At 63.0% G+C, this 12,834-nt stretch carries 13 protein-coding genes; 9 read left to right on the top strand and 4 right to left on the bottom strand.

The annotated features are described in order from the left end of the window. The first annotated feature begins 153 nt into the window (after positions 1-153). The 9 genes from urtE to ureG all read left to right on the top strand — a co-directional run bounded on the left by urtE (position 154) and on the right by ureG (position 7,769). Positions 154-846, top strand: a complete 693-nt coding sequence (gene urtE, locus WN982_RS16400) for an urea ABC transporter ATP-binding subunit UrtE (RefSeq protein WP_341312982.1) — start codon at positions 154-156, stop codon at positions 844-846. 105 nt (positions 847-951) lie between these two features. After that, positions 952-1,845, top strand: a complete 894-nt coding sequence (locus WN982_RS16405; protein ID WP_341312983.1) for an urease accessory protein UreD — start codon at positions 952-954, stop codon at positions 1,843-1,845. Positions 1,846-2,427: 582 nt separating this feature from the next. Then, a complete protein-coding gene (locus tag WN982_RS16410) occupies positions 2,428-3,231 on the top strand; it encodes a transporter substrate-binding domain-containing protein (protein WP_341312984.1) in 804 nt (267 codons plus the stop codon). Positions 3,232-3,392: 161 nt separating this feature from the next. After that, positions 3,393-3,695: an urease subunit gamma gene (gene ureA / locus WN982_RS16415; RefSeq protein ID WP_341312985.1), complete on the top strand. Its 303-nt coding sequence runs from the start codon at positions 3,393-3,395 to the stop codon at positions 3,693-3,695. Between the two features lie 10 nt (positions 3,696-3,705). Next, a complete protein-coding gene (locus tag WN982_RS16420) occupies positions 3,706-4,011 on the top strand; it encodes an urease subunit beta (protein WP_106305795.1) in 306 nt (101 codons plus the stop codon). 55 nt (positions 4,012-4,066) lie between these two features. Further along, on the top strand, positions 4,067-5,773 hold the full coding sequence (gene ureC, locus WN982_RS16425) for an urease subunit alpha (protein WP_341312986.1): 1,707 nt from the start codon (positions 4,067-4,069) through the stop codon (positions 5,771-5,773). Between the two features lie 3 nt (positions 5,774-5,776). Further along, positions 5,777-6,445, top strand: a complete 669-nt coding sequence (gene ureE / locus WN982_RS16430; RefSeq protein WP_341312987.1) for an urease accessory protein UreE — start codon at positions 5,777-5,779, stop codon at positions 6,443-6,445. Next, positions 6,432-7,112: an urease accessory UreF family protein gene (locus tag WN982_RS16435; protein ID WP_341315816.1), complete on the top strand. Its 681-nt coding sequence runs from the start codon at positions 6,432-6,434 to the stop codon at positions 7,110-7,112. The genes ureE and WN982_RS16435 overlap by 14 nt, the downstream gene beginning before the upstream one ends. A gap of 12 nt (positions 7,113-7,124) precedes the next feature. Beyond that, positions 7,125-7,769 carry an urease accessory protein UreG gene (gene ureG / locus WN982_RS16440; RefSeq protein WP_341312988.1) on the top strand — a complete coding sequence of 215 codons (645 nt, stop codon included), beginning with the start codon at positions 7,125-7,127 and terminating at the stop codon, positions 7,767-7,769. A 26-nt stretch (positions 7,770-7,795) separates the two neighbouring features. Here the strand turns inward: ureG and waaA are convergent, their stop codons facing one another. From waaA to WN982_RS16460, 4 genes are all read right to left on the bottom strand, one after another. Beyond that, the gene (waaA, locus tag WN982_RS16445; protein WP_341312989.1) at positions 7,796-9,109 is read right to left on the bottom strand and encodes a lipid IV(A) 3-deoxy-D-manno-octulosonic acid transferase; all 1,314 of its coding nucleotides are present in this window, start codon (positions 9,107-9,109) and stop codon (positions 7,796-7,798) included. 58 nt (positions 9,110-9,167) lie between these two features. Then, positions 9,168-10,052: a Kdo hydroxylase family protein gene (locus WN982_RS16450; RefSeq protein WP_341312990.1), complete on the bottom strand. Its 885-nt coding sequence runs from the start codon at positions 10,050-10,052 to the stop codon at positions 9,168-9,170. Positions 10,053-10,099: 47 nt separating this feature from the next. Then, positions 10,100-11,101, bottom strand: coding sequence for a lipopolysaccharide heptosyltransferase I (gene waaC, locus WN982_RS16455; RefSeq protein ID WP_341312991.1), 1,002 nt, complete (start codon positions 11,099-11,101; stop codon positions 10,100-10,102). 214 nt (positions 11,102-11,315) lie between these two features. Then, entirely contained in the window at positions 11,316-12,710 is a 1,395-nt protein-coding gene (locus WN982_RS16460; protein WP_341312992.1) for a phosphomannomutase/phosphoglucomutase, read from the bottom strand. Between the last annotated feature and the right edge of the window lie 124 nt (positions 12,711-12,834).

The following is a 12,834-nucleotide window of genomic DNA, read 5'->3' on the forward strand; positions in this document are numbered from 1 at the left end:
GCGGCAAAGAAAGTAAGTGCCTGCCCCGCACAGGGGCGACGCTAATAGACCAATAACAAAACAAGGAAAGGCAACGCCGTAGGCACACAACCAATGCCGCCGCCAAAGGCAAAAAAAAAGCAAAACCACACCAGAATCAGAGGAACGATCCAAATGTTAGAAGTAGCAAACCTGAACCAATACTACGGCGGCAGCCACATCCTCCGAGATGTGAAACTAACCGTGCCGGACGGCAAGCTAACCGTCCTATTGGGCCGCAACGGCGTAGGCAAAACCACGCTGCTCAGATGCCTGATGGGCGTAGTCCAAACCAGGAGCGGTTCAATCGCCTGGCGTGGCACGCCAATCACAAAACTCCCAACTTACTCGAGAGTAGAACAAGGCCTGGCCTACGTCCCACAAGGCCGTGACATCTTCCCCCGACTGACAGTCGAAGAAAACCTGTTGGTAGGCGCCGCCAGCAAAAAAGCCCCCAAAAAAATCCCCGACCGCATCTACGACCTCTTCCCAGTACTAAAAGACATGCGCACCCGCCGCGGCGGCGACCTCTCCGGCGGACAGCAGCAACAACTCGCCATCGGCCGAGCCCTCATGAGCGATCCGCAATTGCTCATCCTCGATGAACCCACCGAAGGTATCCAGCCATCGATCATCCAGGACATCGGCCGCACACTGCGTCAACTGGTCGAAGAAATGGGCATGACCGTCCTGCTCGTCGAACAGTATTACGATTTCGCCAAGGAAATCGCCGATCGGTATTGGGTCATGAGCCGCGGTGAAATCGTCGCGGGCGGCGAAGGCGCTAACATGGACACGGATGGCGTACGCGCACTCATCGCCGTCTGACAAAGACGCCCACCGCAGCGTGATATTCTCGCCGCATCACTACGGCAATGCGTCGACCGTTGCCTAACGCGCGCCGGCACGCTCGGCCTCTATACGTCCATTCGCATGTCGCTTCACGAAAATCACGTCACGCTCGCCACCGCGCACGCCGCGGCGCAAAAGACCGCGCACTCGCAATGGCGCGCTCGTCTCGAACTCGGCTTCGTCAAAAACGGCGAGCGGACCACGCTCGCTCACCGGCGGCATGATGGGCCGTTGCGCGTGCAGCGGCCACTCTACCCGGAAGGCGATGCGATCTGTCATGCGGTGATCGTGCATCCGCCAGGCGGGATCGCGGGCGGCGATCAGCTCGATATCGATGTCGCGCTTGGCGACGGCGCGCATGCCGTCATTACTACGCCTGGGGCGACCAAGTGGTACAAGTCCAATGGACGCGCGGCGCGGCAGACTATCGATGTGCGAGTCGGCGCCCACGCCCGGCTCGATTGGCTGCCGCAGAACAATATCGTGTTCGATAGTGCGAACGCTCAGCTTGAATTCACGCTGACACTTGCTGAAGGCGCTACCGTGATTGGGTGGGATGCTACGCAGTTGGGGCGGCAAGCTGCCGGTGAACGGTGGTCGAATGGGCAGTTGCGCGCGGTTTCGCGGATCGTTGGAGCTAATGGCGAGTTGTTGTGGCTCGAACGCGCGAGTCTTACCGCGGATGATCCGCTAAGGGATGCTGCGCATGGGCTTGCCGGGTTTCCCGCGTATGGGATGTTGTGGGCCGTCGGGCCTGCTTGCGATGATGCGCTTGCTGAAGGGCTTACTGCCCAGTTGCCGTTTGATGATGCGCTGCGGGCGGCGGCTTCTTGTGTCACTTCTGGGGTTTTGATTGTGCGGGCTGTTTCTCGGTCTATGGAAATGCTACAGCGCGCGTTGACTCAGTGCTGGTTGCAGTTGCGGCCCGTCGTGCATGGGGTCGATGCTGTGCCGCTTCGGATTTGGTCTACTTGATCTGCGTTTGTCGGTGTGCCTACGGCGTTGGCCTTTCCTTGATTTGTTATTGGTTTATTAGCGTTGCCCCTGTGCGGGGCGGCACCTACTTTTCTTTGCCAGCCGCAAAGAAAAGTAGGCAAAAGAAAGCGGCTAGAACCGCTAATGCTAAGCGGGTCCCTCGCACAGCCACGGTAGTGGAGCATCTGGAATCAGTGTTCTCGCACACTCCGCGCTGGTGACAAGGCGGTCATACTTCCGGCGGCGCTGCGCGCGCCGTAGCGGTACTTCTCAAAACCAATGGGGCGTACGCGCTTCCCCCGTCATTCTTCCCGCCTCGGCGAGACGCAGACGTATGCACGCGGTGTCCACCACGCCAAACCAAATGCCCGCTCTAAAACCACTCGCAGTCTTTCACCGTCGTAAGCCCGCTCGCGCACCACGCAGAGGCATAAAAATGCTCAATTTCGGTGCATCGCCTCGCTGTCCTCACCGCTCTCCCCCGTTGCACCGGCATGGCACACACCTTGCTCGACAACCTCCCACGATGCTGCCGCGTCCTGACGGCAGCCGACCGCTCGTCGCCACCACCGCTCAATCAATATGACCCGATCGACCCTTCGTCCCGCACGCCGCGCCCTGCTCGCCGCGCTGTTGCTCTCACCCGTTCTCGCACTCAATGCGCCCGCCGCTCACGCGGATACGCTCGATAACATCGCCAAAGCCGGTGTGCTCAAGGTCGCCGTGCCGGAAGACTATCCGCCGTTCGGGTCGGTCGGCGCGGACATGAAGCCGCAAGGCTATGACATCGATACCGCCGCCCTCCTCGCGAAGTCGATGAACGTGAAGCTCGAACTCGTGCCGGTCAACAGCGCGAACCGCATTCCGTATCTGCAAACGGGTAAGGTCGATCTTGTCATCTCGTCGCTCGGCAAAACGCCGGATCGCGAGAAAGTCATCGATTTCTCAACCGCCTATGCGCCGTACTATCAAGGCGTGTTCGGTCCCTCCGACATCAAGGTCGCAAGCCCCGCCGATCTCACCGGCAAGACGGTCGGCGCCACGCGCGGCGCACTCGAGGAAATCGGTCTCACGCAAATGGCGCCGAACGCCACCATCAAACGCTTCGAAGACAACAACGCAACCATCGCCGCGTTCCTCTCGGGTCAGGTGCAGTTGATCGCCGCCGGTAACATCGTGGCCGCCGCGATCCTCGCGAAGAATCCGCCACGTCGTCCGGAACCGAAGTTCGTCATCAAGAATTCGCCGTGCTTCGTCGGTATGAACAAGAACGAAGGGCGCTTGCAGCAGAAGGTCAACGCAGCCATTGCACAAGCGAAACAGGACGGCACGCTCAACACGATGTCGAAAAAATGGTTCGGCGCCCCACTGCCGACGGATCTGTAAGCGCGTCGTTAGCTGAACTTGATACCGTGGTCGGCTCATCCGGCATTGCACTTGTCGTGGACTCATCCCGTGCGCATCACGCGATGAGTCCACGACTTGCAGCGCCTATCACTGTCGCCGCCTGTCTCCTCGGGACAGACGCAACCCTAAGCACATAATCGATGAAGCTGACACCTCGCGAGAAGGACAAGCTGCTGATTTTCACCGCCGCGCTGCTCGCCGAACGGCGCCGCGCGCGCGGTCTCAAACTGAATTACCCGGAGGCGATCGCCTTCATCACCGCCGCGCTGATGGAAGCCGCCCGTGACGGCAAAACCGTCGCCGAGGTCATGCACTACGGCACCACGCTGCTGACGCGCGCCGATGTGATGGAAGGCGTGCCCGAGATGATCCCCGACATCCAGGTCGAAGCCACCTTCCCCGATGGCACCAAGCTCGTCACCGTTCACCACCCGATCTCGTAAGGCAGGCCCCATGATTCCCGGCGAACTCCTCATCGACGACGGCGAACACGAACTCAACGCGGGCCGCGCCACCGTCACGGTGGTCGTGTCGAATACCGGCGACCGTCCGGTGCAGATCGGCTCGCACTACCATTTCTACGAAGTGAACGAGGCCCTGTCGTTCGATCGCGAAGCAGCACGCGGCTTCCGGCTGAACATCGCGGCGGGCACCGCCGTGCGCTTCGAGCCCGGCCAAGAACGCACCGTCGAACTGGTCGAACTGGCAGGCGAGCGCGTCGTCTACGGCTTCAACGGCAAGGTGATGGGCAAGCTTTGACGCGTCACTCACGCGTACCTGCTTTGACCGCCCTGCTCATTCCCGGACCCACACCATGACATTACGCATTGGCCGCCGCGCATACGCGGAAATGTTCGGCCCCACCACCGGCGACCGCGTGCGCCTCGCCGATACCGAGCTGCTGATCGAAGTCGAGCGCGACTTCACGACCTACGGCGAAGAAGTGAAATTCGGCGGCGGCAAAGTGATTCGCGACGGCATGGGCCAGTCGCAACGCGTGCACGCCGAGGTGGTCGATACCGTCGTCACGAACGCGGTGATTCTCGATCACTGGGGCATCGTCAAAGCCGACATCGGCATCAAGAACGGCCGCATCGCCGCGATCGGCAAAGCAGGCAACCCGGACATCCAGCCGAACGTGACGATCGCGATCGGCGCGTCCACCGAAGTGATTGCCGGCGAAGGGCTGATCGTGACGGCGGGCGGCATCGATACGCACATTCACTTCATCAGCCCGCAGCAGATCGAAGAAGCACTCGCGAGCGGCGTGACGACGATGCTCGGCGGCGGCACCGGTCCAGCTACGGGCACGAACGCGACGACCTGCACGCCGGGTCCGTGGCATCTCGAACGAATGCTGCAAGCGGCCGACGGTTATCCGATGAATCTCGGCTTCCTCGGCAAGGGCAACGTGAGCCAGCCGCAGCCCGCTTTAGAGCAGATCGCCGCGGGTGCGATCGGTCTGAAGCTGCACGAAGACTGGGGCACGACGCCGGCAGCAATCGACAACTGTCTCTCCGTCGCCGACGACACCGACACGCAGGTCGCGATTCACACGGATACGTTGAACGAAGCGGGCTTCGTCGAAACGACGGTGGCCGCGTTCAAGGGCCGCACGATCCACACGTATCACACGGAAGGCGCAGGCGGCGGCCACGCACCGGACATCATCAAGGTGTGCGGCGAAGCGAACGTGCTGCCCTCGTCCACCAATCCGACGCGCCCGTACACCGTCAACACGCTCGACGAGCATCTCGACATGCTGATGGTCTGCCATCACCTGGACCCGTCGATTGCGGAAGACATTGCGTTCGCCGAATCGCGCATCCGCCGCGAGACCATCGCCGCCGAAGATATCCTGCACGACCTCGGCGCGCTGTCGATGCTGTCGTCGGATTCGCAGGCGATGGGGCGCGTGGGCGAAGTGATCATCCGCACATGGCAGACCGCGCACAAGATGAAGGTGCAACGCGGCGCGCTGCCCGAAGACAACGCGCGCCACGACAATTTCCGCGCAAAGCGTTATGTCGCGAAGTACACGATCAACCCGGCGATCACGCACGGCATTTCGCATGAGGTCGGCTCGATCGAGCCGGGCAAGTGGGCCGACCTGGTGTTCTGGGAGCCGGCGTTTTTCGGCATCAAGCCGTCGCTGGTCCTGAAGGGCGGCATGATCGCGATGGCGCAGATGGGCGACCCGAACGCGTCGATTCCGACGCCGCAGCCGGTGCATTATCGCGAGATGTTCGCGACGCGCGGCGGAGCGTTGGGCCGCACATCGCTGACCTTCGTCTCGCAGATGGCCGCCGATGCGGGCGTCGGCGAACGCTACGGCTTGAATAAGCGTATCGTTGCGGTGAAGAACTGCCGCAACATTACGAAGGCCGACATGATTCACAACGCGTGGCGCCCGGCGATCAGCGTCGATCCGGAAACGTATGAGGTGATCGCCGACGGTCAGTTGCTGACCTGCGAACCCGCGACGGTGCTGCCCATGGCGCAACGTTACTTCCTGTTCTAAACCATGCGCACCATCGACAAACGGATCGCGCCGCATCTGAAGCTCGCACCGGTTCTGGTGAAGCGCGCGCCGACCTTGACGCTTGCTTTCGACGACCGCCGCAAGAGCCGTCTCGCGGCAACGCTCGACAACGGCGAAGAAGTCGCGCTGCTGCTGCCGCGCGGCACGGTGCTGCGCGACGGCGATGTTCTGGTCGCCGACGATGGCGGTTTGGTCCGCGTCGTTGCCGCGCCCGAAACGGTGCTTTACGTCCGCGCCAAAGATGCGCTGACGCTGACACGCGCCGCTTATCACCTCGGCAATCGCCACACGCCGGTCGAAGTCGGCGCGGATTATCTGAAGCTCGAATACGACCCCGTGCTGGCCGATATGCTCAAGCGCATCGGCGCGACGGTCGACCAGGTGTCGATGCCGTTCCAGCCGGAATCCGGTGCGTATGGCGGCGGCCATAAGCATGGTCACGACGAGACTTTCGCAGAAGACTATGCGCTCGCGCAGCAGGTGTTCGACGAGCATCACGGGCATGAGCATTCGCACGATCATGAGCATGGCCATAGCCACGCGCACGGTCACTCGCATGATCACGATCACGGCCATGGCCACGATCACGACGATCACGTCCACGACGAATCGTGCGGCCACGGGCATCACAATCATCATGCGCATCGCTGAACTCACGGCGCTGCTGCATCTCGCGTCGCCGGCGCTGCCGATCGGCGCGTTCAGTTACTCGCAGGGTCTCGAAGCCGCGATCGAAGCGCAACTGATCACCGATGCCGATTCCGCTCGCGATTGGATCGCCAGCGGTTTAACGGACGTGCTCGCACGTGGCGAGCTGCCGTTTCTTGCTCATCAGATCGAACGCTGGCGCACGCATGATGCCGCGGGTCTCGCTGAAGCGAATAGCGAATTTCTGGCCAGTCGGGAATCGGCCGAACTAAGGCGCGAAACAGAGCAGATGGGCTGGTCGCTGCGGCAGTTGTTCGTGTCCCTGGAATGGGGCGATGCACCGAGGCGCACGACACTGGCCGCGATAACGCCTTTGGCCCAACCCACCGCGTTTGCGTTCGCAGCGTATGCACACGACGCAGCGGTCGACGCCGCCCTTGCCGCCTACGCGTTCAGCTGGGTGGAGAACCAGGCCGCTGCCGCTCTGAAAGCGGTGCCGCTCGGACAGCTCGCCGGCCAACGGATCATCGTCGCGTTGCGCGCGCCGATCGACGCCGCCGTCTCGTGTGCACTCGCCACGTCACCCGAAAACATCAACACCTTCGCGCCGCAATTAGGCATTCTGTCGGCGCGTCACGAGTCGCAATACTCGCGGCTCTTTCGCTCATAACGAAGATCCATCATGAACGCACCTCATCACCCCGCTCTTCGTACGAAGAAACTGCCGCCGCTGCGCGTGGGCGTCGGCGGCCCGGTCGGCTCGGGCAAGACCACGCTGCTCGAAATGCTCTGCAAGGCGATGCGCGAGCAATACGACCTCGTCGCGATCACCAACGATATCTATACGAAAGAAGATCAACGTCTGTTGACGGTGGCGGGCGCGTTGCCGGCCGAGCGGATCATGGGTGTGGAGACGGGCGGCTGCCCGCACACGGCGATTCGCGAAGACGCGTCGATCAATCTGGAAGCCGTCGACCGTATGCTGACGCGCTTTCCCGATGCGGACATCGTGTTCATCGAATCGGGCGGCGATAACCTTGCGGCGACGTTCAGCCCGGAGTTGTCGGACCTGACGATCTATGTAATCGACGTCGCGGGCGGCGAGAAGATTCCGCGCAAGGGCGGACCGGGGATTACGAAGTCGGATCTGCTGGTGATCAACAAGACGGACCTGGCGCCGATGGTCGGCGCGAACCTCGACGTGATGGCTTCGGATGCGAAGAAGATGCGCGGCGAGCGCCCCTTCGTGATGTGCAATCTGAAGGCGCTCGACGGGCTGGATGAGGTGGTGAAGTTTATCGAGAAGAAGGGGTTGTTGAAGGTTTGAGATGGAGGCGCTGTCCGCCCCTCGCCTCACTCCGGCAACACCGCCATCAACACATCCACCGTCCGCGCCGTGGCCCCGCGATGGCGCGCGGCAAACGCCGAGGCCGCACCGCCCATCGCCAGCCGCCGTGCCTTGTCGCCGAACAGCTCACGCAACACGCGCGCCAGATCGGCCGGGTCCTGCACCTGTACCGCCGCGCCGGCCGCGACCGCATCGGCGGTGGCTTGCGTGAAATTGAACACGTGCGGCCCGATCAGCACCGGCACGCCCACCGCGCATGCCTCGATCAGATTCTGCCCACCCAGTGGCAACAGACTTCCGCCGATGAACGCCAGATCCGAAGCGGCATAGTAAGTGCCCAACTCGCCCATCGAATCGCCGAGCAGCACGTTCACGTCCGGCGGCAAAGCAGGCACACCGCTGCCTGCGGTCGAAGCCGCCGATGCCATCGTCGCGGCCGGCGCCCACGTCGAACGCCGCTCGATGCGCAGCCCAGCCTTTTCAACCAGCGCCGCCACTTCGTTAAACCGCTGCGGATGACGCGGCACCAGAATCAGCAACGCATTGTCGACGCCGAGCGCCGCGAACGCCTGCAGCACCAGTTCCTCTTCGCCTTCACGCGTACTCGCCGCGACCCACACGGGCCGCGCACCGATCGCCGCACGCCACGCATGACCGCGCGCCGCCAGTTCCGGTGGCGTGTTCATATCGAACTTGAGATTGCCGAGCACCGCGACATTGCGCGCGCCCAACGCCGTGAGCCGCTCCGCATCCGACGGACTCTGCGCCAGCACACGAGCAAAACCGCCGAACACGTCCCTGGTTGCATTGCCGAACTTCGCCGCCCGCTTGAACGAACGCGCTGACATCCGCGCGTTGGTCAGCACCAGCGGCACGTCCGCGCGACGGCATTCATCGATCAACGTCGGCCACACTTCAGTTTCCATCACCAGACCGAGCGATGGCCGCCACGTCCGCAAAAACCGCCGCACCGCGTGTGGCATGTCGTACGGCAAATAGCTGCGCAACACGCGGTCGCCGAAAATCTGCTCGCCGGTCGCGCGGCCGCTCGGCGTCATATGCGTGAGAAGAATCCGCGCGTCGGGCCGCGCGTTCATCAGCGCGTCGATCAGCGGTTGCGCGGCGCGCGTCTCGCCCACGGATACCGCATGCACCCAGATCAGCGGCGCATTGTCTTCCGGCAGCCGGCCACGCGCATAACCGAAACGCTCGCCGATTTGTTCGCGATAACCGCGCTCCTTGCGCGAGCGGATCAGCAAACGCAACACGGCAAGCGGCGCGATGATCCACCAGAGCGCGTTATAAATCGCCCTCAGCATCGGCGCTCCGCTTTTCGCCGCGTGTGTTTCAGCGCGCCTGGCAAGGAGAAAGCGGCGCTCAAACCAGCGCCCTGCCCTTCAGGCGTTCGAGAATGCCGAGCGGCGCGCATTCCGGCTGCGCCATCGCCTTGACCGGCAGGAAAAAAGTCTGCTCCAGCATGAACTGGCCGGACATCACCGCATGCGCGGTCTGGTCGGAGAAACACACCCACACACTGCCGGGCGGAAACGGCATGGTCTCCTGCGGGCACGACTTCTGATACTCGAGATCGGCCTTCATACCGTCGTGCAGATTCAGCATCAGATGGTCGTATTCGCTGCGCGGCGATTTGGTCACGTGCAGCAGGTTCAGCAGCCAGGCCGAGCCGGGCATCTGCGGTTTGATGCGCGGCAGGAAGCGTTTGGCCATATCCTCGAACGGCTCGCCGACGCGCCACACGCGTGGCACGCCTTGCGGATTGACGTTGGTGAACACCCGCAGGATGCGCTCGCCGTAGTTCGGCCGCGACGGGAATGCGTCTACATGCAAACGGCTATCGTCCTTGCGCCAGGACGTCTGGCGCGTTTCCACCTTATGCAGCCGCAGGCTCGTCGGTGCGACGCGCAGCTTGCCGTTGTATTCGGGGAAGAGTCCATCGACCAGCGTGCGCGCATTGGCCTGATACCGCGCGATCAACGCGCGTACCGCCGATTGCGTGACGGCGTCGCCGGCCACGCCGTGCAGCGCGCCGCCATTCGGTTCGAGGCTGATGTTCTTGCGGTTCGGATCGGCGAGCGCCGGATCGAGCAGCGCCTGCTCGCCGCCTTCGATCGCAAAGCGCAGATTCGGGAAATACAGCACTTTGCCGCGTTCGACGCCGGCCAGCAGCGTCTCACGCGGCACGGACAGGTTGCGTCCGTGCCAGTCAGCGGTGGCAACTTCGATGATCTGGGTTTCGTTCATGGTCGCCCTTGAAAACGGATGGAGCGTAAGGCGAAGTGCACGCCGCGTTACAGCAGGCCGAAACCGGCCAGCGCGGACTTCACCTGTTGCAGCGTGGGCGGCTGCCCGGCCGTGCCGAGATTGACGACGTTCGGCGACCAGTAGCCGCCGGTACGCCACGCGGTGGAGAAATTGTACAACTCGACCGTCGGCCGCTTCAGCGCCGCCGCGATATGAACTAGACCTGTATCAACACCAACCGTCGCGGCCGCGCCCTCGATCAGGCCGACCACCGCCGGCAGCGACAGGCGCGGCGGCACGATCGCCGCGGCGCCGAATTCCTTGGCCAGCCGTTCGCTGGTGACGCGCTCTTCTTCGCTGCCCCACGGCAACACGATCGACGCACCGCACCGCACCAGCGACTGGCCCAGTTCGATCCAGGCGGTATCAGGCCATTGTTTGTCGGCGCGAGAGGTGGCGTGGACGAACACCACGTACGGCACCGGCAGGTTCAGATTCGCCTCCGACAACGCCAGCGCCGCCCGCCCGGTGTCGAGACCGAAATCGATATCATCGGTGGGTTGCGGCTGCGGGTCGTTCAGCGCCGCGGCCACCAGCCGGCGCGTGCGTTCAACCACGTGAGTGCGCGGCTCGATCGGCACGCGTTTGTCGTAGAAGAAACGCACCGGCCATTCGAAGCCCGCGCCGTCGGTGCGGTTCGCGAGGCCGACCAGCGGCCCGCGCGCCATCCGCGCGACCCACGCGGTCTTGATGAGCCCCTGGCAGTCGATCACCAGATCGTAATGCTCGGCGGCGAGCGCGCGGCGAAACGCACCGATCTCGCGCCAGTTGTCGACCGAAAAGAGACGCTTGCGCCAGCGCCGCAGCGACACGGGAATCGCCCGGTGCACGCCGTTGACGAGCTGCACGAGCCCGACGAAGCTTTCTTCGACGAGCCAGTCGATCTGCGCTTGCGGATGGCGGCGTCGGATGTCGGCGATCACCGGCATGTTGTGAACGACGTCGCCCAGTGACGACACCCTCACGATCAGTATCTTTTGCACGCTCAAGTGTGGGAAAACCGGCTATCCGGCCCGAAGATGCGTTGAAAGAGCCCCCAAACCTGTCGCTTCGCGCCAGGCCCCCCGAGGGGGGTGAGAGAGGACCGCAATTCTAGCGCGACACGGGTAAATGACATGAAAAAACGCGGCGCGGTAAGTGAAACCCGCGCCGCGTTCGACGGCGGCCCGCGGTTCAATTCGAACCGCGCCGCCGCTGGAGCCTTTAGAACGGCAGCTTCGCGTCGGCCTTCTCCGCGAGGATCACGCGGCGGAAGTCTTCCTGGATGCGCTTGAGCGCTGCGTCGTTATCGGCCTCGAAACGCATCACGACCACCGGCGTCGTATTCGACGAACGCGCGAGACCAAAGCCGTCCGGATACTCGACGCGCAGGCCGTCGATCTTCACGACGTCGTCCGCGCCGGTGAACTTCGCGTTCTGCTGCAAACGCGCGACCAGTTCGAAGTTTTCGCCTTCTTCGAGCTTCAGTTGCAGTTCCGGCGTGGAATGCGAGTTCGGCAGCGAGTTCAGCAGCTGGCTCGGATCGGCCACGCGCGTGAGAATTTCCAGCAAACGCGCACCCGTGTACAGGCCGTCGTCGAAGCCGTACCAGCGGTCCTTGAAGAACACGTGGCCGCTCATTTCGCCTGCCAGCGGTGCGCCGGTTTCGCGCAGCTTCGCCTTCACGAGCGAGTGGCCGGTCTTCCACATCAGCGGTTCGCCGCCCTTGTCCTTCACCCACTTGGCCAGATTGCGCGTGCACTTCACGTCGTAAATGATCTGCGCGCCCTTGTTGCGCGAGAGCACTTCTTCGGCGAACAGCATCAGTTGGCGGTCCGGATAAATGATCTGGCCGTCTTTGGTGACGACGCCGAGGCGGTCGCCGTCGCCGTCGAACGCGAAACCGATTTCAGCGTCGGTTTCCTTCAGCGCGCGGATCACGTCCTGGAGATTCTCCGGGTGTGCCGGGTCCGGGTGGTGATTCGGGAAGTTGCCGTCGATCTCGGTGAACAGTTCGACCAGTTCGCAGCCGAGCTTCTTGAAGAGCTTGGGAGCGAGGCCACCCGCCACGCCATTGCCGGTGTCGACCACGATCTTGATCGGGCGCGCGAGCTTGACGTCGCTGACGATGCGATCGAGATACGCATCGGCGATGTCGTACTCGATGTACGTGCCGCTACCCGCGGAGAAGTTATCGTCGACGATGCGCTGATGCAGCGCGAGAATCTGCTCGCCGTAAATGGCGGTCCCGCGCAGTACCATCTTGAAGCCGTTGTAGTCCGGCGGATTGTGGCTGCCCGTCACGACGATGCACGAATCGACGCGGCGTTCGCCGCCTTCGAGCTGCAACGGCACGCTGGCCGCGAAGTAGCCGACCGGCGTGGGCACCATGCCGACGTTGACCACGTCGACGCCCGCCGCGCGCAAGCCGTCCGATAGTGCCTGGATCAGTTCGGGACCCGACAGGCGGCCGTCACGCGCGACCACCACGGCGTCGCCGCCTTGCGCCCGCACCTCGCTGCCGAACGCGCGGCCAATCGAACGGGCTGTGTCGGCATCGAGCGTCTTGCCGATCACACCGCGAATGTCATACGCCTTGAAAATAGATTTGGAGATCATGTTGGCTCACTTGCGTGCAATGGAAAATTTTGACCGGCGCTTCGCTGATTGATCGGTAAATTCGTCGTTAACCAATCGGTACAACCTCGCGAAACGCCCTTGCCGGAAGCGATCCGGTTCCAAC

Origin of the sequence: Paraburkholderia sp. IMGN_8 (genome assembly GCF_038050405.1) — a bacterium.
In the GTDB taxonomy this organism is placed as follows: Bacteria; Pseudomonadota; Gammaproteobacteria; order Burkholderiales; family Burkholderiaceae; genus Paraburkholderia.

Excerpts from the sequence above, each read along its gene's own strand:
- urtE (WP_341312982.1), top strand. The coding sequence starts at position 154 with ATGTTAGAAGTAGCAAACCTGAACCAATACTACGGCGGCAGCCACATC.
- WN982_RS16405 (WP_341312983.1), top strand. The coding sequence starts at position 952 with ATGTCGCTTCACGAAAATCACGTCACGCTCGCCACCGCGCACGCCGCG.
- WN982_RS16410 (WP_341312984.1), top strand. The coding sequence starts at position 2,428 with ATGACCCGATCGACCCTTCGTCCCGCACGCCGCGCCCTGCTCGCCGCG.
- ureA (WP_341312985.1), top strand. The coding sequence starts at position 3,393 with ATGAAGCTGACACCTCGCGAGAAGGACAAGCTGCTGATTTTCACCGCC.
- WN982_RS16420 (WP_106305795.1), top strand. The coding sequence starts at position 3,706 with ATGATTCCCGGCGAACTCCTCATCGACGACGGCGAACACGAACTCAAC.
- ureC (WP_341312986.1), top strand. The coding sequence starts at position 4,067 with ATGACATTACGCATTGGCCGCCGCGCATACGCGGAAATGTTCGGCCCC.
- ureE (WP_341312987.1), top strand. The coding sequence starts at position 5,777 with ATGCGCACCATCGACAAACGGATCGCGCCGCATCTGAAGCTCGCACCG.
- WN982_RS16435 (WP_341315816.1), top strand. The coding sequence starts at position 6,432 with ATGCGCATCGCTGAACTCACGGCGCTGCTGCATCTCGCGTCGCCGGCG.
- ureG (WP_341312988.1), top strand. The coding sequence starts at position 7,125 with ATGAACGCACCTCATCACCCCGCTCTTCGTACGAAGAAACTGCCGCCG.
- waaA (WP_341312989.1), bottom strand. The coding sequence starts at position 9,109 with ATGCTGAGGGCGATTTATAACGCGCTCTGGTGGATCATCGCGCCGCTT.
- WN982_RS16450 (WP_341312990.1), bottom strand. The coding sequence starts at position 10,052 with ATGAACGAAACCCAGATCATCGAAGTTGCCACCGCTGACTGGCACGGA.
- WN982_RS16460 (WP_341312992.1), bottom strand. The coding sequence starts at position 12,710 with ATGATCTCCAAATCTATTTTCAAGGCGTATGACATTCGCGGTGTGATC.